Annotated in this window: 28 protein-coding genes; 20 read left to right on the forward strand and 8 right to left on the reverse strand. The window is 65.3% G+C overall.

The features are described from left to right. The first annotated feature begins 127 nt into the window (after positions 1–127). Together HNO88_RS09580 and HNO88_RS09585 are read left to right on the forward strand one after the other, a co-directional pair. Entirely contained in the window at positions 128–1,030 is a 903-nt protein-coding gene (locus HNO88_RS09580) for an NADP-dependent oxidoreductase (protein WP_184244482.1), read from the forward strand. A 179-nt stretch (positions 1,031–1,209) separates the two neighbouring features. Beyond that, positions 1,210–1,848, forward strand: a complete 639-nt coding sequence (locus HNO88_RS09585) for an RraA family protein (RefSeq protein WP_184244484.1) — start codon at positions 1,210–1,212, stop codon at positions 1,846–1,848. A gap of 119 nt (positions 1,849–1,967) precedes the next feature. Here HNO88_RS09585 and HNO88_RS09590 read toward each other — a convergent pair whose 3' ends face one another. Together HNO88_RS09590 and HNO88_RS09595 are read right to left on the reverse strand one after the other, a co-directional pair. After that, the gene (locus tag HNO88_RS09590) at positions 1,968–2,888 is read right to left on the reverse strand and encodes a VOC family protein (RefSeq protein WP_184244486.1); all 921 of its coding nucleotides are present in this window, start codon (positions 2,886–2,888) and stop codon (positions 1,968–1,970) included. A 96-nt stretch (positions 2,889–2,984) separates the two neighbouring features. After that, complete coding sequence (locus tag HNO88_RS09595) at positions 2,985–4,040, reverse strand: Rieske 2Fe-2S domain-containing protein (protein ID WP_184244488.1); 1,056 nt, start codon at positions 4,038–4,040, stop codon at positions 2,985–2,987. A 168-nt stretch (positions 4,041–4,208) separates the two neighbouring features. Between HNO88_RS09595 and HNO88_RS09600 the strand changes: the two genes are divergently transcribed. After that, on the forward strand, positions 4,209–4,850 hold the full coding sequence (locus HNO88_RS09600) for a TetR/AcrR family transcriptional regulator (protein ID WP_184244490.1): 642 nt from the start codon (positions 4,209–4,211) through the stop codon (positions 4,848–4,850). Positions 4,851–4,888: 38 nt separating this feature from the next. Here the strand turns inward: HNO88_RS09600 and HNO88_RS09605 are convergent, their stop codons facing one another. Then, a complete protein-coding gene (locus HNO88_RS09605) occupies positions 4,889–5,635 on the reverse strand; it encodes an SDR family NAD(P)-dependent oxidoreductase (protein WP_184244491.1) in 747 nt (248 codons plus the stop codon). A 578-nt stretch (positions 5,636–6,213) separates the two neighbouring features. On the opposite strand from HNO88_RS09605, the gene hpaE reads away from it, so the two are divergent. The 11 genes from hpaE to HNO88_RS09660 are packed head-to-tail and all read left to right on the forward strand — an operon-like array spanning position 6,214 to position 15,050. Further along, positions 6,214–7,722 (forward strand): 5-carboxymethyl-2-hydroxymuconate semialdehyde dehydrogenase, encoded by a 1,509-nt coding sequence (gene hpaE / locus HNO88_RS09610; protein WP_312857040.1) that lies wholly within the window; start codon positions 6,214–6,216, stop codon positions 7,720–7,722. Between the two features lie 4 nt (positions 7,723–7,726). Then, complete coding sequence (locus tag HNO88_RS09615) at positions 7,727–8,371, forward strand: fumarylacetoacetate hydrolase family protein (RefSeq protein ID WP_312857041.1); 645 nt, start codon at positions 7,727–7,729, stop codon at positions 8,369–8,371. Continuing rightward, the gene (locus HNO88_RS09620) at positions 8,371–9,126 is read left to right on the forward strand and encodes a fumarylacetoacetate hydrolase family protein (RefSeq protein ID WP_184244495.1); all 756 of its coding nucleotides are present in this window, start codon (positions 8,371–8,373) and stop codon (positions 9,124–9,126) included. Before HNO88_RS09615 ends, HNO88_RS09620 begins: the two co-directional genes overlap by 1 nt. After that, positions 9,123–9,449 carry an aromatic ring-opening dioxygenase subunit LigA gene (locus tag HNO88_RS09625; protein ID WP_184244497.1) on the forward strand — a complete coding sequence of 109 codons (327 nt, stop codon included), beginning with the start codon at positions 9,123–9,125 and terminating at the stop codon, positions 9,447–9,449. Before HNO88_RS09620 ends, HNO88_RS09625 begins: the two co-directional genes overlap by 4 nt. A 1-nt stretch (position 9,450) precedes the next feature. Beyond that, on the forward strand, positions 9,451–10,269 hold the full coding sequence (locus HNO88_RS09630; protein WP_184244499.1) for a DODA-type extradiol aromatic ring-opening family dioxygenase: 819 nt from the start codon (positions 9,451–9,453) through the stop codon (positions 10,267–10,269). After that, on the forward strand, positions 10,269–10,655 hold the full coding sequence (locus tag HNO88_RS09635) for a 5-carboxymethyl-2-hydroxymuconate isomerase (protein WP_184244501.1): 387 nt from the start codon (positions 10,269–10,271) through the stop codon (positions 10,653–10,655). The genes HNO88_RS09630 and HNO88_RS09635 overlap by 1 nt, the downstream gene beginning before the upstream one ends. A gap of 2 nt (positions 10,656–10,657) precedes the next feature. Beyond that, positions 10,658–11,464, forward strand: coding sequence for a 2-oxo-hept-4-ene-1,7-dioate hydratase (hpaH, locus tag HNO88_RS09640; protein WP_184244503.1), 807 nt, complete (start codon positions 10,658–10,660; stop codon positions 11,462–11,464). Further along, complete coding sequence (locus HNO88_RS09645) at positions 11,461–12,216, forward strand: HpcH/HpaI aldolase family protein (protein WP_184244505.1); 756 nt, start codon at positions 11,461–11,463, stop codon at positions 12,214–12,216. Before hpaH ends, HNO88_RS09645 begins: the two co-directional genes overlap by 4 nt. A 19-nt stretch (positions 12,217–12,235) precedes the next feature. After that, positions 12,236–13,174, forward strand: coding sequence for a helix-turn-helix domain-containing protein (locus HNO88_RS09650; protein WP_184244507.1), 939 nt, complete (start codon positions 12,236–12,238; stop codon positions 13,172–13,174). Then, the gene (locus HNO88_RS09655) at positions 13,168–14,040 is read left to right on the forward strand and encodes an ABC transporter substrate-binding protein (RefSeq protein WP_184244509.1); all 873 of its coding nucleotides are present in this window, start codon (positions 13,168–13,170) and stop codon (positions 14,038–14,040) included. Before HNO88_RS09650 ends, HNO88_RS09655 begins: the two co-directional genes overlap by 7 nt. Before the next feature lie 14 nt (positions 14,041–14,054). After that, complete coding sequence (locus HNO88_RS09660) at positions 14,055–15,050, forward strand: fumarylacetoacetate hydrolase family protein (protein ID WP_184244511.1); 996 nt, start codon at positions 14,055–14,057, stop codon at positions 15,048–15,050. Between the two features lie 40 nt (positions 15,051–15,090). Here the strand turns inward: HNO88_RS09660 and HNO88_RS09665 are convergent, their stop codons facing one another. The 4 genes from HNO88_RS09665 to HNO88_RS09680 are packed head-to-tail and all read right to left on the reverse strand — an operon-like array spanning position 15,091 to position 17,802. Beyond that, positions 15,091–15,405: a 2Fe-2S iron-sulfur cluster-binding protein gene (locus HNO88_RS09665; RefSeq protein ID WP_184244513.1), complete on the reverse strand. Its 315-nt coding sequence runs from the start codon at positions 15,403–15,405 to the stop codon at positions 15,091–15,093. After that, on the reverse strand, positions 15,402–16,253 hold the full coding sequence (gene fghA / locus HNO88_RS09670; RefSeq protein WP_184244515.1) for an S-formylglutathione hydrolase: 852 nt from the start codon (positions 16,251–16,253) through the stop codon (positions 15,402–15,404). The genes HNO88_RS09665 and fghA overlap by 4 nt, the downstream gene beginning before the upstream one ends. Positions 16,254–16,264: 11 nt before the next feature. Next, positions 16,265–16,660, reverse strand: a complete 396-nt coding sequence (locus HNO88_RS09675; RefSeq protein WP_184244517.1) for a VOC family protein — start codon at positions 16,658–16,660, stop codon at positions 16,265–16,267. Between the two features lie 29 nt (positions 16,661–16,689). Further along, positions 16,690–17,802, reverse strand: a complete 1,113-nt coding sequence (locus HNO88_RS09680) for an S-(hydroxymethyl)glutathione dehydrogenase/class III alcohol dehydrogenase (RefSeq protein ID WP_184244519.1) — start codon at positions 17,800–17,802, stop codon at positions 16,690–16,692. Positions 17,803–17,897: 95 nt separating this feature from the next. Between HNO88_RS09680 and HNO88_RS09685 the strand changes: the two genes are divergently transcribed. The 3 genes from HNO88_RS09685 to HNO88_RS09695 all read left to right on the forward strand — a co-directional run bounded on the left by HNO88_RS09685 (position 17,898) and on the right by HNO88_RS09695 (position 22,272). Beyond that, positions 17,898–18,800 (forward strand): LysR family transcriptional regulator, encoded by a 903-nt coding sequence (locus tag HNO88_RS09685; RefSeq protein WP_184244521.1) that lies wholly within the window; start codon positions 17,898–17,900, stop codon positions 18,798–18,800. Between the two features lie 195 nt (positions 18,801–18,995). Then, a complete protein-coding gene (locus tag HNO88_RS09690) occupies positions 18,996–21,467 on the forward strand; it encodes a TonB-dependent receptor (protein WP_246381484.1) in 2,472 nt (823 codons plus the stop codon). A 148-nt stretch (positions 21,468–21,615) separates the two neighbouring features. Then, positions 21,616–22,272, forward strand: coding sequence for a TetR/AcrR family transcriptional regulator (locus HNO88_RS09695; RefSeq protein WP_184244523.1), 657 nt, complete (start codon positions 21,616–21,618; stop codon positions 22,270–22,272). Here the strand turns inward: HNO88_RS09695 and HNO88_RS09700 are convergent. Then, positions 22,258–22,920: a FadR/GntR family transcriptional regulator gene (locus tag HNO88_RS09700; RefSeq protein WP_184244525.1), complete on the reverse strand. Its 663-nt coding sequence runs from the start codon at positions 22,918–22,920 to the stop codon at positions 22,258–22,260. The two genes, HNO88_RS09695 and HNO88_RS09700, sit on opposite strands and share 15 nt — an antisense overlap. Positions 22,921–23,082: 162 nt before the next feature. Here HNO88_RS09700 and HNO88_RS09705 point away from each other — a divergent pair, with 162 nt between their 5' ends. Genes HNO88_RS09705 through HNO88_RS09715 form a run of 3 tightly spaced genes read left to right on the forward strand, consistent with a single transcriptional unit; the run spans position 23,083 to position 26,621 of the window. Continuing rightward, positions 23,083–24,087: an ornithine cyclodeaminase family protein gene (locus HNO88_RS09705; protein ID WP_184244527.1), complete on the forward strand. Its 1,005-nt coding sequence runs from the start codon at positions 23,083–23,085 to the stop codon at positions 24,085–24,087. A gap of 10 nt (positions 24,088–24,097) precedes the next feature. Next, positions 24,098–25,108, forward strand: a complete 1,011-nt coding sequence (locus HNO88_RS09710; protein ID WP_184244529.1) for a dihydrodipicolinate synthase family protein — start codon at positions 24,098–24,100, stop codon at positions 25,106–25,108. A gap of 52 nt (positions 25,109–25,160) precedes the next feature. Then, complete coding sequence (locus HNO88_RS09715; protein ID WP_184244531.1) at positions 25,161–26,621, forward strand: NAD-dependent succinate-semialdehyde dehydrogenase; 1,461 nt, start codon at positions 25,161–25,163, stop codon at positions 26,619–26,621. Positions 26,622–26,649: the final 28 nt, after the last annotated feature.

Here is a 26,649-nt window from a genome sequence, read left to right on the forward strand (position 1 = left end):
ATGATCCTTCATAGTGCGCTTATGCCTCAGACGAGATGATCAGCCGATTATCATTGAAGAAAACTGCACTTGCCGTATCGTTTGCTGATCCTCATATTCGCCGAGGGCATAGCCACGGAGGAATGTGATGAAGGCAGTTCAGCTTGCCGCGTATGGCGGTGTCGATCAGTTGAGCCTCGCCGAATGGCCCCGTCCCGAGCCGGGACCGGGCGAGGTGCTGCTCCGCATCCATGCGTCCGCCGTCAATCCTTTCGATCTGCTGGTGCGCGAAGGTATCTTCGCGCAGTTCATACCTCTCCCCTTGCCGGCGGTACCGGGAGGCGACGCTGCAGGTACGATCGAGGCGCTCGGCGAGGGTGTGCAGGGATACGATATCGGGGATCGTGTGATCGCCGACTTTCCGACAGCGGGGCGCGGCTCGCACGCGGAGTTTGGCGTCATCTCGGTGAACGCGATCGCTCCACTGCCCGATCAGCTTGATTTCGAGCATGGTGCAGCACTGCCGAAGGCTGGCCTCACCGGGCGACAAGCCGTGGCCGCGCTTGGCGTGACCGCCGGCGAGCGGGTGCTGGTATCGGGCGCCCTGGGTTCGGTTGGGCGCGCGGTGCTGCAGCAGTTGCAGGCCATCGGCGCGGTTCCGGTCGCGGGTGTACGCGCCGATCGGCTCGACGAGGCCGCTGCGCTGGGTGTGGAGGCGATCGACCTTTCGGACCCCGCCGATGACCCGCGGTTCGATCGGGCCATCGCGACGGCGGGCTCGGCCACGTCGCAGCTGCTGGGCCGGGTGCGCGACGGTGGACGGGTGGTCAGCATCGTGCCTGTACCTGAAGAGGACAATGCCGGTGGCCGCGTCGAGGTGATCCAGCTCTACCATCAGACCGATGCCGAGACTTTGGCGCAAGTCGCGCGCGATGCCGCCGAGGGGCGTCTGGTCATTCCCATCGCGGCGACATTCCCGCTCGAGGCTCTGGCCGAGGCGCACGCGGCCGTCGCCGCCGGGGCACGCGGCAAGGTCGTGCTCCGCCATTGAGCCGGCGTCGGCCGGCCGCCGTGAGCGCCTGACTGCGCGCCTCGTTCCGTGGCGGAGGTCGAGCGGCCTGACCGTCGGCATGGGCGTGCAGGCCTTTCGCTCCGCGTGCCGCTTCCATCGCGGCACCACCCGCGATCATGATCTACGCCAATAGCTCAGAAGATATCAGGAGAGATGCCATGACCGATGTTGCCGCCATCGCCGCGACGCTTGCCACCATCCCGGCCAGTGTGATCGCGGAAGCAACCGGTGGGCGTGGCGTCGTCGCGCCGGGCCTGATCCGCTTCGCCGGGAGCGGTACGGTCGCTGGCCGCGCCGTGACGGCGCGCTGCGACGAGGCCGCGCTGCAGTCGGTCTTCCAGGCTCTGGAAGCTTCCGCGCCCGGTGACATCTTGTGCTATAACGCGCCAGGCCTGACGGCTTACCTGGGAGACCTGCTCGCGGCCGACATCGTCTCGCGGGGGCTGGTGGGGGCGGTCGTCGACGGCCACATCCGCGATCGCGCCAGCGTCGCGAAGCTGCCGCTCAGCATTTTCGCTCGCGGCACAAATCCTTATGCGCGGCGAGGCCCCGGCGGTGGCGAGGCGATGATCCCGATCGAGATCGGCGGCGCGAAGATCAGCCCCGGAGACTGGGTGATCGGGGATGACGACGGCGTGGTCGTGGTCGCTCCCGACGAGATCGAGGCCGCGATCGCGACGGCGCAGGAAAGCCTGCGGATGGAGTCGCGCATCAGGGCGCGCATCGCCGCCGGCGAGAAAGTGCGCGAGGCGGTTCAGGCCGAAGTTGCGGCGGCCCGGCAGCGCGCCGGCGGCTGAAGGCCTGTCGTCGGGTTCGTCAACGGGCCGCTTCAATCGCTATTTTGGATCCATGGTTAGTAAAAAGATCGAGGCTGACGGCCAAACGCCGCCAGCCTCGACATCAGCAGTGACGCCGCTCAGCGCTGGCGTGAGAACTGGGCGTTCACGCCATAATGCCAGCCGCCCGTGACGCCCGGGTGGTCAAACTCACCCGGCTCCCAATCGTCATCGACGTGGTCCATGTCGGCGCCAAGTTCGAAGGCGCCGCCCATCGGCGTCTTGAAGTACCAGAACCAGTTGGAGCCGAGTTCGAAGCGGCCGGGACCGAAGGTCGTCTCGTAACCCGCCTGGCGCAGCTTGTAGCCGCCGGCCATGACTTCCTGCGCGTCGCCGAACGTGAACTCGGCATGCTGGAACGAGGGTGGGATACCTTCTTGAAATGGACGCATCAGAAAGAGGCTGTGGTGATCGTGATGCGATTTCGCGCGCGCGAATACACCGGCGTTGTTGCGGAAGGAGTCCGTGATGCGGAAGTCGAGCCGGTCGGTGTAGAACTTCACCGAGGCCTTGGGGTCGTTGGCCCAATAGACGACATGGCCCAGCTGCCGCGCGGTGCCATGGTCGTCGAAGTTGACGCGGCGGTTGATCCGCTTGGGCGCGTGCCCGGCGACGTTCACTTCGAAGCCGGAGGCCTCGTAGGGGCGGCGCTGCGTGACGCGGAAGATGAGGTTGTTCTGGTCGTCGTCGGCCGACTGCACGGTGCCCTCGCCACGGATCACCTGCCGGTCCTTGGACAATTCGTCGGCGATGGCGTCCAGGTCGGCTTCCGATTCCACGCCCCAGATCGCGGCACGTAGCGTGGGCCCGGGCACATTGGCGGGGGGCAGCGAGGGATCGTCCTTGAGCTTCAATTCGACGCTGCTGCCGTCCAGCGCTTCGAAGTAAGCGCCGGTTTCGTCATGCCGCACTTCCTGCAAGCCGTAGAGGGTCAGGAAGCGGCGGCAATCTTCCAGATCTTCCACCCCCATCAACAGGCCTTCGGTTCCGGTGATGTTCATCTGGCAGCTCTCCCGAGGATAGATGCGGCTTGGGCCGCTAAAACGATACGCAGAGTATAGGAAATTCCGCGGTCCGCTTCAAGCCTGGGGGGAAGGTCAGGCAGCAACCGCCCGGACGCCTGTCTTGGCATCGGACTGCAGGCGCTCGTCCAGCATGCGGCGGAACAGCGCCAGGCCGTTGTCTGCCAGGATGTAGCCCATGCCGTCCTCTCCGTCGCCGTCGATGACCTTCTGCTGCGCCTCGATCATCAGCTTGTCCTCGACGAAGCCCTCGTTGATCCGGCTTGCCAGCTTGCGGGTGAAATTGGCGTCTTGGATGTTGAAGTTATGCGCGTAGGTCCAGAAGAAGTGCGAGCTATGCGCCGTTTCCGGAGTGACGATCTGGGTCGCCCGGAACTGCATGGAACGGGGATCGCGATAGCCGTCCGGCGTACTTGTGCCAGCGGGCGCGCTGACCGAATCCATAGTGAAGACATTGCCGCCGATCCGCAGTTCGTAGACATGCCAGCGGTCGATCGGGCCGGAAAAGGTTTCGAAGCCGCGCAAGTACGGTGCGAAGCTGTGCTCCACCGGGTACATCCGCGTCATCCGCACGCCATCGTCGATGCGCTCCACCTTCGGACGCGTGGCGGCGATGCTGCGCGACCCGCCCAGCGTGTTCTCGTGCACGAACGACAGGTGCGAGAAGTCCATCAGGTTGTCCAGGATCAGGCGATAATCCGCATCGTAGTGGATGTAGGCCGGGATCGACGCCCAGGCGGGATCGTCCTGATATGTGCAGTCGGGAATCAGGCCCGGATCGGCGAGCGCGGGGTCGCCCATCCACACCCACAATTGCTTCCAGCGTTCCTCCACCGGGTAGGCCTGGACGTCGAGCCCCGGCGAAGGGCGCGATCGGCCGGGCTCCTCGGTGCAGGTCCCGGCGGCGTCGAAGACCAGCCCGTGGTACATGCAACGCACGCAGTCACCTTCGTGACGCCCGGTCGAGAGCGGGGCGAAGCGATGGCTGCAGCGGTCGCGCAGCGCGGCGACTGTTCCGTCCGTCTTGCGAAAGAAGACGATCTGTTCGCCCAACAGCTTGCGTGAGAACAGCGCCGTGCCCTGAACCTCATGGCTCCAGGCCCCGACATACCAGGCATTTGTGACGAACATGATCCTCTCCTTCGTTTCCTGTATCTTGCGTCGCGCCAAGCACATGCGCAAAGCCGGTTCCGGAAAGTTTCTGGCCATTTTCGCAAAGCGGTCGACGCGTTCCGATACTTGAGTGACGGTGGTCGGCCAGCGTTGACCATGCCAATTGCTTCAGCTAGCGCTTTTGCCATGAAATCAAGTGATGCAGATGCACCACGTGCGCGCGGTGGTGGGCGCCGTCGAAGCGAGACGGTCCGTCAATCGATCCTGACCGCGGCACTCCATCTTCTGCAGACAGAAGCGCTACAGTCGATCACGATCGAAGCCATCGCCCGCGAAGCGGGTGTCAGCAAGGCGACGATCTATCGCTGGTGGTCATCCAAAGCGCTCGTGGTCATCGACGCCTTCATCGAAAACCACATCGGCCACACGCCTATGCGCCACGACATCCATCCCGCCGAAGCGCTGGTTCGTCACTGGCGCGCGATGGCGGAGCAATACGCCGGGTGGCCAGGCCAGGTCGTCGGTCAGATCTTGGCGGAGGGCCAATCGGACCCGAATATCCTGCGCGAGTTCCGCCAACGCTTCCATTACGGGCGGCGCGCGGTGGTGCGTGAAGTGGTGGAACAACTGATCCGCCTCTGCCCGGTGCCGGGGCACCTCCAGGCAGAAGAGCTGATGGATATGCTCTACGCTCCGATCTACATGCGACTGCTGTGGGGCCACGCGCCGATCGACGACACGTTCATCCGCGATTATCCCCTCGCGATGTTCAAGCTTCTCGGCGTCCACTTCGACGACGATCTGCGTGTGGTTGCGCCGGCCGCCTGAGGCGCGGACCGGCACAGTCGCATCGGCCGACGGGTCGCTCAAACCAGGAAGCGTCCCCCGTCGCAGACGATCCGCACGCCCGTGCTCGCCGTCAGGTGCGTGACGCAAGCGACAACGGCGCGCGCGACATCCTCTGGTTCCACCACGCGCTTGAGCGGGGTCTTCTGCGCGATCTTCTCCAGCGCCGAACGGTCTCGGCCAGCCACGAAGTCCGTCGCGACTGCTCCGGGAGAAACGCACATGACCCGGATCTCGGGTCCGAGAGCGCGGGCAAGCGACATCGTCATCGTGTCCAATGCCGCCTTGGACGCGCAGTAGCCCACGTTGCTGCCGCTGCCGGTGAAGCCGGAGATCGAGGAAATGTTGACGATGACGCCATCGCCGCTCGCCTTGAGCGCCGGTGCGAAGGCGCGAATGGTGGCGAAGGGGCCTTGCACGTTGCTGGCCATGATCTGGTCGAGCAGCGCGTCGTCGAGCGCTTCGAGATCGTCATGGGGCACCGGGCGCGTGGTGCCGGCCGAGTTGACCAGCACGTCCACTCGGCCCAGCGAGTCCGACAGCTGCTGGGCCGCCTGGCGCACCGACGCGGGATCGTCCACCGCTATGCTGAAGGTGACGTGGCCTTCACCGGGCAGCTGAGCGCGCAGAGCTTCTGCGCGATCCTGACCGCGATGATAGCCGATCGCGACGGTTGCGCCCTCGCTTGCCAGGAGCCGCGCCGATGCGGCGCCGATTCCGCTGCTGCCCCCGACGACAACCGCAACCTTGCCATGCAGCGAACCCATCTTGCTCTCCCGTAATTCCTTGGACCGCAACTCGCAAAGCTCGCTCGGCAAAGATCGCCTGAGCCGAGTTGCTGATCGCATCGTATCGAAATGGCGGTACTTGCGCTAGCCGTTTGTTCGATCGTGGCAGCTGCGGGTGAAGAGGCTCGCGCGCACAGGCTGAGAACTTCGGCTTTCGGACAGATGTGGCAGGGCTTGCATCGAGGGCATGCACTTGCCGCGCAGGGTTGACGGGTGCTCGCAGGCCAGCATGCGCGGCTCGGGCTGCGGTCCTCACGCCCGATGCCGATCTACATTGATCCAGGGCTGGAGAATCGCGCGCGGCCAGCGGCGACCGGCTGAGGCGCCGAGCGCGATCCTCACCTTCGCCCTTATGGCCGAGTGATGCCTTCCTCTTGAGCATCGGGCCGGCCTCCATCCGGCCCGCCGTCGCGTGCGAGACGCAACCTGGCGATGACCGCTTGACGATTACAGAACGGACAGTACAGTAACTCTGACAGCGAAGGATCGGCGGATCTGCGATGCGGATAGCGGCGGCACGAACGCGAGATAGATCAGAGCGGGATGGGATACTGGGCGTGACGGATACTTTGCGGGCAAAGGCCCTGCGCACGATCAAGTCATTCGGAGACGGCGCGCTCGGGCACTACATCGGTGGCCGATCGGTGCCCGGCGAAGGCACCACGTTCGACGTGTTCGAGCCGGCGAGCGGTGGTACGCTTGGCCAGGCGCGCGATGCGACCGGCGCCGAAGTGGATGCGGCGGTTGCGGCAGCGCGCGAAGCGTTCCCGGCCTGGGCTGCTCTGCCCGGGACCAAGCGCCGCGCGATCCTGCACAAGGTGGCCGATCTGATCGAGGCACGTGCGGACGAGATTGCAGCGGTCGAGTGTCTCGATGCCGGGCAGGCCTGGCGCTTCATGTCCAAGGCAGCCTTGCGGGGGGCGGAGAACTTCCGGTTCTTCGCCGATAAGGCGCCCTCCGCAGCGGACGGGCACTCGCTGCCGACCGGCGAGCACCTGAACTATACGACGCGTCATCCGATCGGTCCCGTGGCGGTGATCACGCCGTGGAATACCCCTTTCATGCTGTCGACCTGGAAAATCGCGCCGGCGCTGGCCGCCGGTTGCACGGTGGTCCACAAGCCGGCCGAATGGTCGCCCTATTCGGCGCGCCTGCTGGTCGAGATCGCGCATGAGGCAGGCCTGCCCGCCGGCGTGTTCAACGCCGTCAACGGCCTGGGTGAAACCACCGGCAAGCGCCTGACCGAGCATCCCGACATCAAGGCGATCGCCTTTGTGGGTGAGTCCAAGACAGGCTCCGCGATCATGCGCCAGGGTAGCGAGACGCTGAAGCGCGTCCACTTCGAACTCGGCGGCAAGAACCCGGTCATCGTCTTCGAGGACGCGGATTTCGACCGCGCGCTCGATGCCGCGCTGTTCATGATCTACTCGCTGAACGGCCAGCGCTGCACCTCTTCGTCGCGGTTGCTGGTGCAACGCTCGATCTACGACCGTTTCATCGCGGCTGCGGCGGAGCGCGTGAAGAACCTGAAGGTCGGCGATCCCTTCGATCCGCTGACCGAAGTGGGACCGCTGATCCACCAGCGTCACTACGACAAGGTGGCGAGCTACATGAAGGTGGCCACCGACGAAGGCGCGCGGATCGCTGCCGGTGGCGCGCGGCACGAAGGCGCTGGTGACGGGTACTTCTTCCAGCCGACGCTCTTCGCTGGAGCCGAGCAGTCGATGCGGGTGGCGCAGGAGGAGATCTTCGGACCGGTCCTGACCGCCATTCCCTTCGATGACGAGGCGGATGCGATCGCCAAGGCCAACGACGTGCAGTACGGCCTCGCCGCCTACCTGTGGACCAACGACCTGGGCCGTGGCCTGCGCGTCGCCAACGCCGTCGAAGCCGGCATGGTCTGGGTCAACAGCGAGAACGTACGCCATCTGCCGACGCCGTTCGGCGGCACCAAGGCCAGCGGCATCGGCCGCGACGGCGGCGACTGGAGCTTCGACTTCTACATGGAGACCAAGAACGTCGCGCTCGCCTACGGGACGCACAAGATCCAGCGGCTGGGGGTCTGAGGCGGTGATCGTCAGCGGAACCATCTACGGCGTCGTGCTGAATGATGCGGACGAGCGGGCGGCGTTGGCCGATGCGTTCAACGCCGACCCTTACAAGGCGCCGCCGCAGGCTCCGGTGGTCTACATCAAGCCCCGGCTTTGCGCGACGGTCGGCGGGGCGCCGGTGCCGCTTCCTGCTGGCGAGAGCGAAGTGACCGTCGCCGCCACCGTGGCGCTGCTGTTCGGACGAGACGCGACGGCGGGCAGCGAGGATGCGGCGTTGTCGCATGTCGAGGCCGCATGTCTGGCGCTGGACGTGTCGCTGCCGTCGGCCAGCTATTACCGGCCCGCCATAGCCGAGCGCTGCCGGGACGGGTTCCTGCCGCTCGGCCATGCCGGGGACGTGTGCCTGCCAGACGAAATCGTCACCTTCGTCGATGGTGTCGAGGCTCATCGCTGGCCGCTGTCCCGGCTTGTCCGATCCGCGGAGAAGCTGATCGCCGAACTCTCCAGCTTCATGACGCTGCAGGCAGGAGACCTGCTCCTGATCGGGTTGCCGGGGGAAGCACCCCGCGCTCGGGCCGGGCAGAGCGTGCGGGTGGAAGCGGAAGGCTTCGCGCCGATCGCCGTCTCGATCACGACCGAAGCAGCTTTGGCGGAGGTGGCGTGATGGCCCGGCGGGCACGCATCGCGCACGCCGGGCGTGCGGTCTGGGCGACGGTTTCAGAGGACGGGACGGCGCTGGCGCTTGCCGGCGGCGGCAGCGTGGCCGCGGATGAAGCGCAGTGGCTTCCGCCTGTCACGCCGGGCGCCTCGATTTATGCGCTCGGTCTCAACTATGCCGACCACAACCGCGAGCTCGGCTTTGCCGCCAAGCAGGCCAAGCCGCTGGTGTTCCTGAAAGGCGGCAACGCCCTGGTGGGTCATGGCGGCACGACGCCCCGCCCGGCGGACGCCAACCAGATGCATCCAGAATGCGAACTGGTGGCGGTGATCGGGCGTCCCGCGCGCAACGTCAGCGAAGCCGAGGCGCTCGATTATGTCTCCGGCTACACGGTCGCCAACGATTACGCGATCCGTGAATACCTCGAGAACTACTACCGTCCCAACGCGCGGGTGAAGAACCGCGACGCCACGACCGCGCTCGGTCCCTGGATCGTCGACGCCGCCGATGTGCCCAATCCGCAGGCCTTGTCGCTCAGCACGACCGTCAACGGGCAAGAGGTCCAGCATGGCTCCACCGCGGACATGATCCTGTCGGTCGCCGGCCTGGTGGAATACCTGTCGGGTATCCTGACGCTGATGCCGGGCGATCTCATCCTCACGGGAACGCCGCACGGCGTGCACTTCTGCGCCGCCGGAGACGAGGTGGTGACGGAGATTTCCGGGATTGGCCGCCTGGTCAACCGATTGGAGGCAGCATGAGTCTCTATTCCCTCTCCAAACTGATCTATTCGCTGAATCGCGATCCGGTCGCCAAGGCGCAGTTTCTCAGCGAACCGGCAAAGCTCGCGGACAACTTCGACCTGACCGCCGAGGAACGAGACGCGTTCGTCAGCCACGATGTCGGCAAGATGTACGTGCTGGGCGTGAATGGGCAAATCCTGATGCACATGGCGGCGCTGTGCGGCATCGAGTGGTCGGACTACCTTCAGCGCATGCGCGACGGGGTGAAGACGCACGGTCCGGTTCGCGAAGGCATCTACGCGATGACCACGGGAACCGACGAGAAAGTAGCGGGAGCCTGATATGTCGCTTGTCTTCACCGGCGTGTGCAGTCACGCACCCGGCATCACCGGTCGCGAAGAGCGTGCACCCAAGGACCAGCGCGACGCCTTATACGGCGCTTACGCGGAGATGCGCGACGCCCTGCATGCCGCCAGGCCGGATGCGGTCATCATCATCGCGGCCGAGCATTTCGCCAACTTCTTCATGAACAACATGCCGGCCTATGCCGTCGGCATGGCGCAGAGCTACCAAGGGCCGATCGAGGATCCGGAATGGCTGCGGATCCCTGCGCGCACCCAGCCGGGAAATGCCGAGCTCTCGAAGCGGCTGATCGCCGAGATGCTCCAGACTGTCGATGTCGCCTATTGCGAGGAATGGCAGTTCGACCACGGGATCATGGTGCCGCTGCACTTCCTCGATCCCGAGAGCAAGCTGACGGTGATCCCGGCCAACATCAACTGCCAGGGACCGCCGCTGACGCCGCTGCACCGTGCCTGGGCTTTTGGAGAGGCAATCCGGCGCGCGGCCGACAGTGTGCCGGAGCGCATCGCCCTGGTCGCCACCGGAGGCATCTCGCACTGGCCGGCGACGCCTGACAGCGGCCGCATAAACGAGGAATGGGATCGCACCTTCCTCGACAAGTGGCTGGCCAACGATCGCGACGGCATGATGGATTACACCGATGCCGACACGTACGCCGAAGCGGGGCAGGGCGGGTTCGAGATCCGTACCTTCATCGCGGCAGCCGCGGCAGCCGGCGGCCCCGGCAAGCTGCGCTTCTACGCGCCGATCCCGATTTATGCGGTCGGCTGCACGGTTGCTGAAATGGAGATAGCCTGATGGCCCACGCCACTGTCGAATGGACCGACAATCTCGAAGGCGAGTTCGACCTTCATGAACTGCTGTCGCTGATCGCGGCCGAGATGCGGGAGCGATCCGACGGCACCTTCCCCGCCGGCGGCATCCGCGTGCGCGGCATCAAGCTGACCGACTATGTCATCGCCGACGGCAAAGGCCCTGACGACGCCTTCATCAACATCTCGGTGCTGATGGGAGCGGGCCGTCCGGCCGAGTTCCGCAAGCGCTTCTTCGACCAGCTCGATGTCCGCGTGCGGGACTTCCTGGGCGATCTCTTCGACCGGCGTCCCCTGGCCTACTCGCTCTATGTGTTCGAATCCGAGGGGTGGAAGCAGAACAGCATCCACCGCCGCCTGCAGAAAGCCTGACGATGCCTTTTGACCAGGGCCTGATCGACGAACTCGCCCAACGGCTCGACAGCGCCGAGCGCGACGGCCAGCAGATCAGCCAGTTCTCGCTGGAGCATCCCGGCATGACGCTGGAGGACGGTTATGCCGTCAGCCGCGCGTGGTATCGCCTGAAGCTCGCCCAGGGACGAAAGGTGATCGGCCACAAGATCGGCCTGACGAGCCGCGCCATGCAGCGCTCCTCGAACGTTACCGAGCCCGATTTTGGCACGTTGCTGGACGACATGCTGTTTCCCGACGGGCAGGACATTCCGGTATCCCGCTTCATCGAGCCGCGCGTCGAGGTGGAGCTCGCCTTCATCCTCAACAAGCCGCTCAAGGGTCCGGACTGCACTATCTACGACGTGCTCGGAGCGACAGAGTACGTCTGCCCCGCACTGGAAATCATCGACGCCCGAATCGAGCGCATCGACAAGGCGACCGGAGTGACCCGCAAGGTCTACGACACCATCTCCGACAATGCGGCGTGCGGCGGCATTGTGCTGGGTGGGCGCCCCGTCAAGCCGGACGCGGTCGACCTGCGCTGGGTGTCGGCACTTCTTTTCCGCAACGGGATGGTCGAGGAATCCGGCGTCGCCGCCGCGGTTCTGAACCACCCCGCGACCGGCGTGGCATGGCTCGCCAACAAGCTTGAGCCGCATGGCGAATTCCTGGAGCCGGGCCACATCGTGCTGGGCGGCAGCTTCACCGCGCCTGTCTTTGCGCGGGCCGGCGACACCTTCCACGCCGATTATGGTGCGCTGGGCAGCATCGCGGTGCGCTTCACATGACACCCTTCCGCGAGCGGCTGGCGCAAGGGCGATCCCTGATCGGCCTGTGGCAAGCGCTCGCCAACCCGTACACCGCCGAAATCTGCGCAGGCGCCGGCTACGACTGGCTGCTGATCGACGGCGAGCACGCGCCCAACACGCTGCAGACGCTCGTGGCGCAGTTGCAGGCCGTGGCGCCCTATCCGGTGGAACCGATCGCTCGGGTGCCGGTCGGCGATCCGGCCATCATCAAGCAGTACCTCGACCTCGGTTTCCGTACTCTGCTGGTCCCGATGATGGAAAGCGCAGCCCAGGCGGAGCGTACCGTCGCCGCTTGCCGCTTCCCGCCTCTCGGCATTCGCGGCGTCGCCAGCGCGACCAGCCGGGCATCGGGCTTCGGCCGTGATCTGGACTATCTGCGCCATGCACATGAAAACGTGACGCTGATCGTCCAGATCGAGAGTGGCGCCGGGCTGGAAGCTATCGACGCGATCGCGGCGACGCCGGGTGTGGACGCGCTATTCATCGGACCGGCGGATCTCGCCGCGTCGTTGGGTCATCTGGGCGATCCGCGCCACCCTGCCGTGCAGAGTGCGGTGAGCCTGGCGCTGCAGCGCATCGCCGCCGCAGGCAAGCCGGCGGGCATCTTCGCGCTTTCGCCGGAGGACGCGCGGACACGGATCGCCGCCGGGATCGGCTTCGTGTCGGTGGGCACCGATATCGGACTGCTGGCGAACGGTGCCAAGGCGCTGCGCGAAACCGTTCTGCACTGAGCCTGGCGCAAGAGCCGACATGCTGCGCACGGTTCGATCCTCGTCGGTTCCCTTCTTCCACATCTACGGCGTTCCCGCGCGCAGCGATCAGATACCTGCGATCCATGTCGAGCGCGTGCGCGATCGTGAGGCCCTTCACGGCGGCCGGGTCGAAGTGCACAGTCACCCCCACCTCTATCAGTTCAGCCTGTGGCACGGCAGCGGAACCTATGAGCTGGAAGGCGTCAGACAGCCGCTGGGTGCACATGCGCTGACGGTCGTGCCGCCTGCGGCGCGGCATGGCTTTGACTTGTCCGCAGAGGGCGACGCCGTAGTGATCAGCCTGTCTGCCGCTTACGCCGCTTCGCTACGGCACAGCGATCCCGGTCCCTGGACGTGTATCGACCGTCCGGCTTTGATCGGCCTTGGTGCGGAAACGCACGCTGGTTTTGCCGTTCTGTTCGAGGCTGTCGCGGCGGAGTTCCTCACGCCGCGCCGTCACCAGGCCGAGGCCGTAGCGGCAATGCTACGGTTGCTGGTGATCGAAATCGCACGGCTTGGGGAGGTAGCCGGGCCGGCGAAGGTGCAATCGACGCTCGACGCCTTCCTGCTCCTGGTGGACCAGCACCTTCGCGAGCACTGGCCGATCGAACGCTATGTCCAGGTCCTCGGCACCACCGCCTATCGCCTGAACCGGGCCGCGCGGGACAGCATGGGACGATCGGCCATCGCACTGGTGCGCGAACGTCTCGCGGCCGAAGCGCAGCGGTTGCTGCTGTTCACCAAGATGGGCGTGGCCGAAGTGGGCTTTGCGGTCGGCTTCAACGATCCGGCGCACTTCGGGCGCTTCTTCCAGCGTCAGACCGGGCAGTCGCCACGCGCCTGGCGTCAGGACCAGATCCTGCGGGCAAGCGGCGAAGCCGCGTCGATGGAGCGACCCGATCACCTTGGACCGGCGAAGGAGAGCAAATCATGCTGAAGGCCATCTGGTTCGTACCGCCGGCCCTCGCGACCTTGGCTGCGCAGGCTGCGGCCGCGAAAGGCCAGACGCCGCTTGTTCAGGGTGTCGCCACGAGCTCTTCGGACGAGCAGTTCGAGGCCTTGCGCGACGGACGTCAGGATCTGGCGATCACCGCGATGGACAACGTCATCATGTGGAATCGCCGCGCGGGTCCTGCCGACTTCCGCATCGTGGCACAGCTGGAGACGACCACCGGGCTCAAGCTCGTGGCCCGACCCGGCCTGACGCGCGTCTCCGCCCTGGCGGGGGGCAAGCTCCTGGTCGATTCGGCGGTGAATGGCTTCGTCGTCGCCTTGCGCACGATGCTGGCGGACGCCGGGATTGCGGCGGACGGCTACACGCTGGTGGAAGCGGGCGGCGTGCGCGAGCGGTTCGAGCGGTTGATCGGGGGCGAGGGGAATGCCACGCTGCTTGGGCCCCCGTTCATCGGCCTCGCGAACGAGCAGGGGTTTAACGCACTGGTCGAGGCCGACCGTGCCTATCCCGGCTTTCCTGGTCAGGGTGTGGTGGTGCGCGCCGGCAGGCTGGCGCAGCTGCACGACCCGCTGGTGGAATGGCTTACCGCCCTTGAAGCCGCACGCAGCCGAGCGAAGCAGGACCCCGCCCAGGCGGCACGCACGCTGGCCGATGCCGGACTCGCCCATCAGGTTGCGGCGGCGATGGTCGTGGCGCTCGGAGGTACGCTCGAGCCGAGCCCGGTGGGCATTCGCATCCTGACCGAACAGCGGCGGGCACTTGGCCTGCCCGGCGAGGACGACACCTATGACAAGTTGGTAGACCTTTCGCTTCTGAACGCGATCGGCGCCCGCGCAGTGGTGATTTGAAAGAGGATACAGGCATGACAACTTATGCACTCGCTACCGTTTCCGCGCCGGCCGTAACCCGGCAAGCGGCTTTGGTGATCGACGAGCAGGTCGCGCCGCTGGACCGGCTTGCCGAAAGGTTCGGCGCAGCGTCCCTTCTGCGCGGAGCCAGCGTGTTGTCGCTGCTGGAACGTTGGGAAGAGGCATTGCCGCAGCTCGATGCTCTCGCCGAAGCAGCCCGAAGCGCGACGGACGTCGATTGGCTGCCGGTTGATGCGGTGCAGTTCCACGCCCCCGTCGACTTGCCGCGCCAGATCTTCTGCACGGGCGCCAATTACCGCACGCATGTGGTCCAGATGATGGTCGATACCGACACGGCGCCGGAGGGTGTCTCCGGCGACGCCATCCGCACCTGGGCTGAGAAGATGATGGACGAGCGCCTCGCCAACGGCGAACCCTACGTCTTCACCAAGCCGCTGACCACGGTGGCCGGCCCCAACGATCCGCTGACGTTGCCGACAAACACCACCAAGCCCGACTGGGAGCTGGAATTGGCGGTGGTGATCGGGAAGGGTGGCCTCAACATTTCACGCGAGGACGCGATGGCGCATGTCGCCGGCTATGCCATCGTCAACGATGTCAGCGCCCGCGACCTGATCCCGAGGACCGACTACAAGCTGCTGGGCACGGACTGGCTGCGTGCCAAGGGGCAGGAAGGCTTTTTGCCGTTCGGGCCCTATCTCGTCCCCCGGCGCTTCGTGGCCGATCCCTATGACCTCAACATCCGCCTGAGCGTCGATGGCCAGCTGATGCAGAACGAGTCCACGAGCGACATGATGTTCGATATCGCCCGCCAGATCGAATATATCTCGCGGTACAGCCGTCTGCTTCCCGGCGACGTGATCTGCACCGGATCGCCTGCGGGCAACGGCACCCATTACAACCGCTACCTGCGGGACGGTGATGTCATGGTGGGGGAGATCGACGGCCTGGGCCGGCAGACCATCCGCTGCGTGGCAGCACAAGCGTAAGGCGAAGGGGCGACCGGCGCGGCGTGCGCGCCGGCGTGCGTCAATCCTCTGGCGCGATGGCCACCCGCAACCCGTTGGTCTCGCCGGTGATCGGAAGCTGGCAAGACAGCCGCGAGTTGGCCTGGCGGTGCTCGCTGCTGTCGAGCAAGTCGTTCTCGTCGTCGCTCATCGGCGGAAGCGCGTCGCCGCCGTGCTCGACGTAGACGTGGCAGGTGGCGCAGGAACAGCAACCGCCGCACAGCGCCAGCAGTTCGTCGAAGCCGTTGTCGCGGATCGCTTCCATGACGGTTCGGCCCGGTTCCACGGCGACCGTGCGCTCATGGCCTTGTCTGTCGACTACGACGATGTCCGTCACGGTTTGATCCCTGTCTGCAACCGCCGCGCGTGCCAGCGCAGGTGGCTCTCCATGAAGGTGGAGATGAAATAGTAGCTGTGATCGTAGCCGGGGCGCAGGCGTAGCGTGAGCTCGATCCCGGCCCTCGCACAGGCATCGGCCAACAGTCCGGGACGCAGTTGCTCGGAGAGGAACTGATCGTCCTCGCCCTGATCGACCAGCAGGTCGGGGAACCGGGCGCCCCGTTCGATCAGCGCCACGGCATCGTGCCGCAGCCAGGCCGCGCGATCGTCACCCAGATAGCCACCCAGCGCCTTTTGGCCCCAGGGCACTTGCGTGGGCGCGACGATCGGCGCGAAAGCGGATACCGCGCTGAAACGGTCGGGGTGAGTGAGCCCGATGGTCAGGGCGCCATGCCCTCCCATCGAATGGCCCATGATCGACTGGCGCGTCATGTCGGCCGGAAACTGCGCCGAGATCAGTTCGGGCAGTTCGTCGACGATATAGGACCACATGCGGTAATGGCGCGCGAACGGCGCTTCGGTGGCATCGACGTAGAAGCCCGCGCCCAGGCCGAAGTCGTAAGCGCCAGCCGCGTCGTCGGCCACGTCCTCGCCACGCGGGCTGGTGTCGGGCGCGACGAAGATCAGCCCCAGTTCCGAGCAGGCGCGCCGGAACTCGCCTTTTTCGGTCACGTTCGCGTGCGTGCACGTCAGGCCTGAAAGGTACCAGACGACCGGCAGGCGCGCGCCTTCCTCGTGATCGGGGACGAACACGGAGAAGGTCATGTCGGTGCCGGTCGCGGCGGCGGCGTGGCGATAGACGCCTTGCACGCCGCCGTGACTACGGTTTGTCGAGAGGGTTTCCACAGGTGTTCCGGTTACTCGGTGAAGGTGTAGGTGCAGACCTTGTTGCCCGCAGGGTCGCGCAAGTAGGCGGCATATGCGCCCGGAAGGTGGCTGCGCGGCCCGGGAGCGCCTTCGTCGGTGCCGCCGTTGGCAAGACCGGCGGCGTGGAAAGCGTCCACCTCGTCCGTGGTCTTGGCGGCGAAGCCGATGGTCGCGCCGTTGCTGGAGGGTGCTTCGCCGTTGCCGGGCTTGGCGATGATGAACGCCGGCTTGTCGCGTCCATACAGGATCCAGCCGCTGCCGAACGGTCCGAGATTATTGATCCCCAGCGCGCCGAGCGCCGCATCGTAGAAGCGTGCCGACGCATCGACATCGGCCGCGCCGATGAAGACGTGCGAGAAGACTCCGTCACCCGAAATGACTGCCATGGTAGTTCTCCGCTTTGAGGAAAAAGTGCTCAGTAAACCACGACGGAACGGATGCTTTCGCCCGCGTGCATCAGGTCGAATCCCTTGTTGATCTCTTCCAGCGTCAGGACGTGGGTGATCATGGGGTCGATCTCGATCTTGCCGTTCATGTACCAGTCGACGATCTTCGGAACGTCGGTCCGGCCCTTGGCGCCGCCGAAAGCGGTGCCGCGCCAGTTGCGCCCGGTGACCAGCTGGAACGGGCGCGTGCTGATTTCCTTGCCGGCTTCCGCCACGCCGATGATGATCGAGGTGCCCCAGCCGCGATGGCAGGCCTCGAGCGCGGTGCGCATGACTTCGGTGTTGCCGGTGGCGTCGAAGGTATAGTCCGCGCCACCGTCGGTGAGTTCGATCACCTTGGCCACGGTCTCCTCGCGGCTCAGGCCCTTGGAGTTCAGGAAGTGGGTCATGCCGAAGCGGCGGCCCCACTCCTCACGCTCGGAATTGATGTCGACGCCGATGATGCGCGATGCACCGGCAAGCCGCGCGCCCTGGATGACGTTGAGGCCGATCCCTCCTAGCCCGAACACCACCACGTTCTCGCCGACCTGGACCTTGGCGGTGTTGACCACCGCGCCGACTCCGGTGGTGACGCCGCAGCCGATGTAGCAGCTCGTCTGGAACGGCGCGTCCTCGCGGATCTTGGCGACGGCGATCTCGGGCAGAACGGTGAAGTTGGAGAACGTCGAGCAGCCCATGTAGTGGTAGATCGGCTGGCCCTTATAGCTGAAGCGCGTAGTGCCGTCGGGCATCAGGCCCTTGCCCTGCGTGGCGCGGATCGCGGTGCACAGGTTGGTCTTGCCCGACAGGCACGACTTACACTGGCGGCATTCCGGCGTGTAGAGCGGGATGACATGGTCGCCCGGAGCCACGGAAGTGACGCCCGCGCCCACTTCACGCACGATGCCCGCGCCTTCGTGGCCGAGGATCGAGGGGAATATGCCTTCGGAATCGAAGCCTTCCAGCGTGTAGGCGTCGGTATGGCAGATGCCCGTCGCCATGATCTCGATCAGCACTTCGCCCGCCTTGGGTCCTTCGAGGTCGAGCTCCACGATCTCCAGCGGCTTCTTGGCCTCGAAAGCGACGGCGGCACGGGTCTTCATATCGAACGGTCTCCTCTAGTTGCAGGCACTAGCATTCGCGCGCGTGAGCGATAATCAGGTAATTTCGCGAAGGTCTGTGTCTGTGGTGGGATAATATGTCGGGTTGGAATGGCATCGAGGAATTCGTCGCGGTGGCGGCGGCCGGATCGTTCACGCGCGGTGCGCACGCGATCGGCATGTCGCCCACCCATGTCAGCCGCGCAGTGATGGCGTTGGAGCGGCGTGTCCAGGCGCAACTGTTCCATCGCACCACGCGGTCCGTCCGCCTGACCGACGTCGGGCGCATCTTCCTTGAGCGCTGCGAGCGGATCATCCAGGAACGTGACGAGGCGATCGCGGCAATCGGCGAAGGCGGCACGCCGCAAGGCCATCTGCGAGTCACCTGCTCGACCACCATTGGCGAGCGCTTCCTGGCGGGCATCCTGCGCCGGTTCGCAGACGATCATCCGGAATTGTCCATCACTATCGACCTCACCAATCGTGTCGTGGACGTGATCGCCGAAGGGTACGACCTGGCGGTTCGCACCGGCGCGGTATCGGACGCGCGCCTCGGCAGCGTGCAGATCGCGTCCCGTGCGCTGGTGACATGTGCGTCGCCCGCTTACCTCGCACGAGCCGGGCATCCTGATACCGTACACGACCTTGCCGCGCACCAGTGCTTGCCCGGAACCGCGGAGGCTTGGCACTACAAGGTCGACGGCGCGCTCATCGTGCATCGCCCGGCGGGCAAGTTCCGCTGCAACAGCGGCAACGTCGTCGCCGAAGCATGCCTGGAGGGCGCGGGCGTTTGCCAGCTTCCGGACTTCTACGTGCGTCCGCATCTGCAAGCCGGCACCTTGCACCCGTTGCTGATAGACTATGCGCCGGACGACGAGCCCATCTGGGTGGTCTATGCGCGGCGTCGGATGCTGGTCCCGAAAATCCGCCTGGCGATCGAGAGTCTTTCCGCGCTCGCATCGCTGATGACGCGGTCACCCTCTGATTCGGAAGATGGTTAGATCCGCGTTTTATGCTGCATTGCGATACTCTGCGTATGGTAATCTAATGCGAGGCCCTGAAGGTCATTCTCCCCTGTGTTTGCGCGGGTTTGGCCCCTGCTAGCGCATCTTTGTGAAGCCTGCACTTTTGGCTATTGAACGATACGTGTCGTACATACTATAAGCGAGGGAAGAACAAACATCAGGGAGGATAGGATGCGACTGAATTATCGCTTAATGATTTCCACGGCTGCCGGGCTCGTCCTGAGCAGCCATGCAGTCATGGCACAGGACGCGGCGGTGCCCGCCGGTCCGGCGGAAGCCGCCACGGTTCCCGCCGATGCGGTCCCGGCGACGGCCGACGCTCCGGCAGGTGCGACCAGCTCGACGGAGCCGGCTGCAGGAACCTCGTCCAACAGCGGTCTGCAGGACATCATCGTTACCGCGCAGCGTCGTTCGGAGAACCTGCAGCGCGCGGCCTTGGCGATCAGCGCCGTGCCCGCCGACACGCTGGCGCGCGCCGGCGTTACCGACACCACGCAGCTGACGCGCGTCGCCCCTGCCATCCAGATCGGCAATATCGGCGGCACTTCGACCGCGTTCTACTTGCGCGGCGTCGGCAACTTCACGGCGAACTCGCTCAGCGACGCGGCTGTCTCGGTCAACCTCGACGGCGTTCCGATCGTGCGCAGCAACGCCATCCAGGGGTTGTTCTACGATCTGGAGCGCGTCGAAGTCCTGAAGGGACCGCAGGGAACGCTCTACGGCCGCAACGCGACCGGTGGCGCGATCAACCTGCTGACCGCCAAGCCGATCGCCGGTGAGCTCAGCGGCTACCTCAATGGCGAGTACGGCAATTACGATGCGATAAAGGTGCAGGGCGCCGTCAACATTCCCGCCGGCGAGAACGGAGCCTTTCGCGTCTCGGGCATGTTTTCGGATCGTGACGGCTTCTACAGCGATGGAACCGGCGACGAGAAGATGCGTGCCATCCGCGTCCAGGGTGCTGCGAAACTGACGGACACCTTCCGCATCACCGCGGGCGGCGACTTCGCGTTCGTTGGCGGCGTCGGCAGCGGCGCCACAGTGGCGTCGCTCGACAAGGACGACCTGATCGGCCTGGGCGACGCGCGCGCCGGTGCCGTCTATGCGAGTTCCTACGCACCTCGTGCGGGGGCGTTCCTCCAGGCTCTCACCCCCAACGACCAGTTCCAGAGCAACCGGTATTGGGGCATGTATGCCCAGGCGGAGCTGGACACCGGCATCGGCACCATTACCCTTCTGCCCTCGCATCGCGAGAGCGACATTCGGCTTCGCAATTTCGGATCCGGCTTCGCCACGACCGACAGGCTGCAGGGTGATCAGACCACAGTCGAGGCGCGGCTCACGTCCGACTCCACCAATCGCCTGAGCTACATCATCGGCGGGTTCTTTCTTGACGAGAACTATGCGCAACGCGCCAATTACGCACAGGGGTTCCAAAACTTCGCGAATGTCTTCAGTGGCAGCACCAAGAGCTATGCCGGTTTCGGTCGCCTGACTTTCAAGGTCACCGATCGCTTCCGCGTCACGGGCGGCGCGCGCTACACGATCGACAAGAAGAAGGTCGAGATCGACTCGCTCAACTCGATCGTGGTGTGCCCGGCGGCTCAGGCAGGCGGAAACTGCCTGGGAACGCCCACACTTCCTGACCCGGGCGCCGGCTATGTCCTGCCGACGCTTTTCGCCGACGCCAACCGCAACCCGACGCAAGGCCCGGGCGGATCGCCCATTCCGTATGGCAACGGGGCGATCCTGATCAACTTGCGCCAGCAGCTCGATCCCTCGCGTACGTTCAAGAAGTTGACGTATCGGGCCGGCGTCGAGTTCGACCTTGCACCCCAGTCGCTGCTGTACGCGAGCTATGAGACGGGCTTCAAATCCGGTGGCTTCTTCGCATCGATCGTCGATCCGGTCTACCAGCCTGAAACGATCAACGCGATCACGCTGGGCTCCAAGAACCGCTTCCTCGACAACAAGCTGCAGCTGAACATCGAGGCCTTCTGGTGGGATTACAAGGATCAGCAGGTCTCGCAGTTCAAGGCGACTCCCGTGCCCGGACAGCCGGGTAACACCATCCTGGAGTTCGCCACCGTCAACGTGGGCAAAACGCGCGTTCGCGGTGTCGAGATCGAGGGCGTGGCACGGGTGGCCGAGAACACCACCTTGAACGCGACCGTGCAGTACCTCGATGCGAAGTATCGTGATTTCGCCTTCGACACGCCCTTTGCCGCGGGCCCGCCGGTCACCGGATGCCCGGTCCAGGTCGGGGCAAGCGGGTATACGGTGAACTGCACCGGCCGCCGGGCGATCAACGCGCCTGAGTGGACGATCAACGCCGGCATCGAGCAGGCGTTCGACATCGCCGGAGGTCGCCTGGTGTTCAATCTCGACGGCCGCTACGAGTCCTCCTCGTACAAGGGCTTCGAGCAGCTGCCGGGCATGAAGCAGGACGGGTACTTCCTGGGCAACGCGCAGGTACAGTACGCCTTCGCCGGCTCGCGCCTCACCATCGGCGCGTTCGTGAATAACATCACGAACGAGAAGGTGATCAACTTCGCGACGCCGCATGTGGTCGCGCCGTCGCTCATCATCAACAGCTTGCGTCCGCCACGCTTCTACGGCGTGCGGGCCGGGGTCAAGTTCTGACCAGACCCGAGCGCGGCGCTTCGGCGCCGCGCTCACATGCTGTGCCGCGGTCGTCGTGACGGCGGATACGTGAGCCCGGCTCGACCGGCATGGGTCCCGCCGCCGCGGTAGGCCCTCCTTGCACGATCGGTCCGCATGGCGGGAGCGCATGGCGAAATCTGAACCCGAGAAGGCCGTCCCGCGCAGTGCCGGCCGCCCACGCAGCGAAGAGACGCGCCGGCTGATCCTGCAGTCCACGCTGGATCTGCTGCGCCTGGAAACGCTCTCTTCCATCACGGTCGAGGCCATCGCCCGCCAGGCGGGAGTCAGCAAGGCGACGATCTACCGCTGGTGGAACTCCAAGGCGTTGATCGTGGTCGATGCCTTCGTCGAACATCATATCGTGCGTACGCCGCTGCGGCGCGACCTCTGTCCGCGCGAGGCGATTGCCCAGCACATGCGCGATCTGGTGGAGCAGTACTCCGGGTTCGGCGGGCAGCTTGTCGGGCAGATCATCGCCGAAGGGCGATCCGACGAGACGATCGCGCGCGAGTTCCGGTCGCGCTTCCATTACGGCCGCCGCGCCGTCGTGCGCGAAGTGCTGGAGGAGTGGCGGCTGACCGGCGACATCGCGCCCCAGACGAATACCGAGATGCTGATGGACCTGCTGTACGGGCCTATCTACATGCGTCTGATGCTGGGCCACGCGCCTCTGGACGAACGTTTCGTCGAGGATCTGCAGGTCTACGTCTTCGAGCTTCTGGATGCGGCAAAGGCTTGCGCGATCGATCCTGCGCCGGACGCGAGCCAGTCAGGAGGAGGGTAGCAGGCTGCTTCGCACCGACAGGATGTGCGCCTGCATGGCCTGCGCGGCTGCTTCCGCATCGCGCGCGGCTATGGCCTCGACCAGAGCGATGTGTTCTGCCTCGACAACTCCGCGGGGCTCCGCAGGCTCGCCGTAAACCGCGCGAACGCGCACGTCGATCGCTTGTCGGGAAGAGAGACGCATCGTATCGTGGACGGTAAGCAGCAAGCTGTTGTGGCTGGCGCCAGCCACGGCGCGGTGCAGGCGTTCGTCAAGGCGCTTCCATTGCTGGAAAGAGGCGCTGTTCCTCATGCCGTCGATGCAGGCTCGCATGATGGCGATGTCGCCCTCGTCCGCCTCCTGGGCCGCGCGCGCGGCCAGCATCGGTTCGATCAGCAGCCGTGCTTCGAACAGATCCTTGGCGGCCACCGTGGCGGGCAGTTGCTCGCCCCCGGACGGCGGAGGTGGGCCGATAAATGTCCCTTTGCCGACATGACGCCAGATCGTTCCGTCGGCTTCCATCCGCTTGAGGATGGTGCGCAGGCGGCTTCGGGTGAAGCCCATGCGCTCTGCCAGGATCGGCTCTGGCGGCAGGCGCTCCTGCCCGGTGAGATCGAGGTCGTCGATGTAGCGGCGGAGTCTGGCGACCCCTTCGTCGATGCTGGTCATGGGCTTCCTGTCCGCGATACGGCATCGTTCCACGTTCGCTCACCACATGCAATCAATTTAGCGATTGACACGTTTTCGCTGCCGATAGATACGAGACTTGTCGTTCAGATTAGAGGTCCTGCGCGGACGAGTCCGGGCGGTGGAACACACGAGGAGAGGTGAGTGGCCAACAGCAATGGACCGGTTTTCGTCTCGGGAGAGGCCGTCAAACAGGTATTCCAATGGAAGGACGCCGTAGCCGCACTGCAAGCTGCCTATGCGCAGCCGCTATCGGTCGAGAGCGTGCCGCCGCGCACCATCGCTCAGCATGACCGGGCTTGGCTGCGCACGCTGCCGGCTGCGCCTCCGGGTGGCCGTTACTTCGGCACCAAGCTGATGGGCTCGGCAATGGCGTCGGCTTCCCCCACGGTCGAATACGTGATCGTCCTGTTCGATCGTGAGACGAGCCGCATCGCCGCGTTTGTGGATGCCAATGCGCTGACGGGCTTTCGTACCGCGGGCACCTCGGCCGCCGCGCTCGACCGACTGGCTCCTGAAGGCCCTGCGCGCCTGGCCGTGATCGGCAGCGGGCTCGAAGCATCGATGCACACTCGTGCCTTCGCGAGCATCCGGCCGCTCAGCGAAATTCGTGTGTTCAGCCCGACGCCCGATCGCCGCGCAGCTTTCGCCGAAGCCGCGCAGAGCGACAGCGGAGTGAAGGCGACGCCGGTCGGATCGCCCGAGGAGGCGGTCGAAGGCGCCGACATCGTGTTGGCCGCAGCCCGCTCGCATGGCGAAGTGCCGATCCTTTACGGCGACTGGATCAAGCCGGGCGCGACGATCGTCTCGATCGGTTCAACGGTGCCTTCGCAGCGTGAGATCGACGTCTCGGTTGTCGAGCGCGCGGACCTGATCGTCTGCGATATGCTGGAAGAGGTTCTGCACGAGACCGGCGACATGATCGCCGCGAAGGCCGCCGGGATCGACGTCGCCGCCAAATCCCACTCGCTCGCCTCGCTGCTCGCCGGTGAGATCGAGCCGCAGCGGGCCGCCGCAAGGCAGGCCATGTTCAAGTCCGTCGGCAGCGGGCTGCAGGACATCGTCGTCGCCTCGATGGTGCTGGAGCGCGCCCTTGCCGCGGGGCTGACGACGCCCCTGCCGATGACATTCGAATCCAAGTCGATCTGAAAGGAAGCCGATGGCCAGCTATACCAAGGGAGAGGCGCGCGCCTGGGCGCGCGAGAAGTTGAACGGGGTCGCGCAAGTGACCATCCCGACGATGACCAACGACTTCAAGCGCATCAACGAAAAGGCGGTGCGTCACGACGTGCGGCTGGCGAAGGAGCATGGCTTCATCGGCTCGCTGGCGATCTCGGAAGTGCCGATGTCCGAAGACGAGCACGATCAGTTCCAGAAGATCATGATCGATGAGGCAGGCAAGGACTTCATCGTCGTCCACCATGCCGTGTTCAACACGCTCGAAGACAATATCGAGATGGTGAAGAAGGCGGAGGCCAATGGCTGTGAGCTGGTGCTGCTGGGCTATCCGCCGCATTTCTACCCCCAGTCGCTGGAAGATGTGTACCAGTACACGAAGGCGTTCTGCGATGCGACCAACCTGGCCGTCATGCTGTTCCCGATCCCCATCTGGGGCTTCACCCGCCTGGATCCGTCGGACATCCCGGTTTCGATCCTGCGCCGTCTGGTCGACGAGTGCCCCAACATCGTCGCGATCAAGGCCGAGGGCGGCCAGCCCTACATCATGTCACTGATCGAGGTGCACCGCGAGTTCCACAAGGAAGTCGTGATCGCATCGCCGCTCGAATACGAATACCTCACGATGGGCCAGCTGCTCGACATTCCGTTCTGCGGCACGAACTACAGCGCCTTCTTCGGTCCGACCATCCCGCGGGCGCATAAGTTGATCCAGCAGGGCAAGTTCGACGAGGTGACGCAGATCTTCTACCAGATCGATCCGATGCGCCGGGCGGTCGGTTCGATCGGGTTCGGCGGGCCGGGCCTCGCCAGCCGCCTGATGTGGAAATACCAGGCCTGGCTGCAAGGCTACAACGGCGGCCCGATCCGCCACCCGCAGATGCGCGTCTACGCCAAGGATATGGCGCTGCTGCGCAATGCAACGAAGGCTGCCGGCCTGAACCCCACGAGCGATCCCGACGAGGCGTTCTTCGTCGGCCGCAACCCCTCCTGACCCTTCGCCCGGTCGCGACAGACGCGGCCGGGCCCGATGCCGAGGCAAGACTATGGTTGATCTTCAGGACAAGAGCCTGTTCCGCACCGCCGCATTCGTGGATGGGGAATGGGTTACGCAAGGGTCGGAAGGCGCACGCACGTTGCGCAATCCCGCCAACGGCGAAGCACTGGGTGAAATCCCCAGCTTGGGCGCGGAGCAGACACGCGCGGCGATCGAGGCCGCGCACCGTGCCGGCGTCGAGTGGCGGGCGCGTACCGGCAAGGAACGCGCGATCATTCTGCGCCGCTGGTTCGACCTGATCACGGAGGCGTCCGACGACCTCGCCCGTTTGATGACGAGTGAGCAGGGCAAGCCTTTCGCCGAGGCCAAGGGCGAAGTCGCCTATGCCGCCTCGTTCATCGAGTGGTTCGCAGAGGAAGCCAAGCGCGTGAAGGGCGATGTCATGGCCGCCACCGAGCGTGGCCGCCGCATCGTCACTCTGAAGGAGCCGGTGGGCGTCTGCGTCGCGATCACGCCCTGGAACTTCCCCGCGGCAATGATCACCCGCAAGGCCGGTCCGGCGCTGGCCGCGGGCTGCACGATGGTGATCAAGCCTGCCGAGCAGACCCCGCTGACAGCGCTTGCACTGGTGGAGCTTGCCCATCGCGCGGGCGTGCCCGCGGGTGTCCTCAACGTGGTGACCGGCCGTTCGCGCGTGATCGGTGCCGAGCTGACGGGCAATCCGCTGGTCCGCAAGATCACCTTCACCGGCTCCACCGAAGTGGGGCGCATCCTGATCGCCCAGTCGTCAGAGACGATCAAGAAGCTGTCGATGGAACTGGGCGGGAACGCGCCGTTCATCGTGTTCGACGACGCCGATGTCGATGAGGCCGTCGCCGGCCTGATCGCCACCAAGTACCGCAACACCGGACAGGCCTGCATCAGTGCCAACCGCGTCTATGTGCAGGATGGCATCTACGACGCCTTCGCATCCGCGCTCGCCGAGGCGGTCGGCAAGCTGAAGGTGGGCAACGGGTTCGAGCCGGGCGTCCAGCAAGGGCCGTTGATCGACCAGGGCGCGGTCGACAAGGTGGAAGCGCACATCGCCGATGCGGTGGGCGCCGGCGCGACGGTGGCGCAAGGCGGCAAGCGCCACGAACTCGGCGGGTTCTTCTTCGAGCCGACGGTCCTAACCGGCGTGACGCAGGACATGCTGATCTGCCGCGAGGAGACGTTTGGCCCCGTCGCTCCGCTGATCCGCTTCCAGGACGAGGCGGAAGTGATCCGCCTGGCGAACGACACCGAGTACGGCCTGGCCGCCTACCTCTTCGCCAAGGAAGCATCCCGCATCTGGCGCGTTGCGGCGGCGCTCGAGGCGGGCATGGTCGGCATCAACACCGGCCTGATCTCCAACGAGGTGGCGCCCTTCGGTGGCGTGAAGCAGTCCGGCCTTGGCCGCGAAGGCTCGATCTATGGGATCGATGAGTACCTCGAGCTGAAGTACCTCGCCTGGAACGGCGCCTCGATCTAAGTGAACGCCCTCGTCCGGCAGCATGTCG

The sequence above is a fragment of the Novosphingobium chloroacetimidivorans genome (genome assembly GCF_014204535.1).
GTDB classification, from domain to species: Bacteria; Pseudomonadota; Alphaproteobacteria; order Sphingomonadales; family Sphingomonadaceae; genus Novosphingobium; species Novosphingobium chloroacetimidivorans.

Coding starts and splice junctions, on each gene's coding strand:
- HNO88_RS09580 (WP_184244482.1), top strand. CDS start 128: ATGAAGGCAGTTCAGCTTGCCGCGTATGGCGGTGTCGATCAGTTGAGC.
- HNO88_RS09585 (WP_184244484.1), top strand. CDS start 1,210: ATGACCGATGTTGCCGCCATCGCCGCGACGCTTGCCACCATCCCGGCC.
- HNO88_RS09590 (WP_184244486.1), bottom strand. CDS start 2,888: ATGAACATCACCGGAACCGAAGGCCTGTTGATGGGGGTGGAAGATCTG.
- HNO88_RS09595 (WP_184244488.1), bottom strand. CDS start 4,040: ATGTTCGTCACAAATGCCTGGTATGTCGGGGCCTGGAGCCATGAGGTT.
- HNO88_RS09600 (WP_184244490.1), top strand. CDS start 4,209: ATGAAATCAAGTGATGCAGATGCACCACGTGCGCGCGGTGGTGGGCGC.
- HNO88_RS09605 (WP_184244491.1), bottom strand. CDS start 5,635: ATGGGTTCGCTGCATGGCAAGGTTGCGGTTGTCGTCGGGGGCAGCAGC.
- HNO88_RS09620 (WP_184244495.1), top strand. CDS start 8,371: ATGGCCCGGCGGGCACGCATCGCGCACGCCGGGCGTGCGGTCTGGGCG.
- HNO88_RS09625 (WP_184244497.1), top strand. CDS start 9,123: ATGAGTCTCTATTCCCTCTCCAAACTGATCTATTCGCTGAATCGCGAT.
- HNO88_RS09630 (WP_184244499.1), top strand. CDS start 9,451: ATGTCGCTTGTCTTCACCGGCGTGTGCAGTCACGCACCCGGCATCACC.
- HNO88_RS09635 (WP_184244501.1), top strand. CDS start 10,269: ATGGCCCACGCCACTGTCGAATGGACCGACAATCTCGAAGGCGAGTTC.
- hpaH (WP_184244503.1), top strand. CDS start 10,658: ATGCCTTTTGACCAGGGCCTGATCGACGAACTCGCCCAACGGCTCGAC.
- HNO88_RS09645 (WP_184244505.1), top strand. CDS start 11,461: ATGACACCCTTCCGCGAGCGGCTGGCGCAAGGGCGATCCCTGATCGGC.
- HNO88_RS09650 (WP_184244507.1), top strand. CDS start 12,236: ATGCTGCGCACGGTTCGATCCTCGTCGGTTCCCTTCTTCCACATCTAC.
- HNO88_RS09655 (WP_184244509.1), top strand. CDS start 13,168: ATGCTGAAGGCCATCTGGTTCGTACCGCCGGCCCTCGCGACCTTGGCT.
- HNO88_RS09660 (WP_184244511.1), top strand. CDS start 14,055: ATGACAACTTATGCACTCGCTACCGTTTCCGCGCCGGCCGTAACCCGG.
- HNO88_RS09675 (WP_184244517.1), bottom strand. CDS start 16,660: ATGGCAGTCATTTCGGGTGACGGAGTCTTCTCGCACGTCTTCATCGGC.
- HNO88_RS09680 (WP_184244519.1), bottom strand. CDS start 17,802: ATGAAGACCCGTGCCGCCGTCGCTTTCGAGGCCAAGAAGCCGCTGGAG.
- HNO88_RS09685 (WP_184244521.1), top strand. CDS start 17,898: ATGTCGGGTTGGAATGGCATCGAGGAATTCGTCGCGGTGGCGGCGGCC.
- HNO88_RS09690 (WP_246381484.1), top strand. CDS start 18,996: ATGCGACTGAATTATCGCTTAATGATTTCCACGGCTGCCGGGCTCGTC.
- HNO88_RS09695 (WP_184244523.1), top strand. CDS start 21,616: ATGGCGAAATCTGAACCCGAGAAGGCCGTCCCGCGCAGTGCCGGCCGC.
- HNO88_RS09700 (WP_184244525.1), bottom strand. CDS start 22,920: ATGACCAGCATCGACGAAGGGGTCGCCAGACTCCGCCGCTACATCGAC.
- HNO88_RS09710 (WP_184244529.1), top strand. CDS start 24,098: ATGGCCAGCTATACCAAGGGAGAGGCGCGCGCCTGGGCGCGCGAGAAG.
- HNO88_RS09715 (WP_184244531.1), top strand. CDS start 25,161: ATGGTTGATCTTCAGGACAAGAGCCTGTTCCGCACCGCCGCATTCGTG.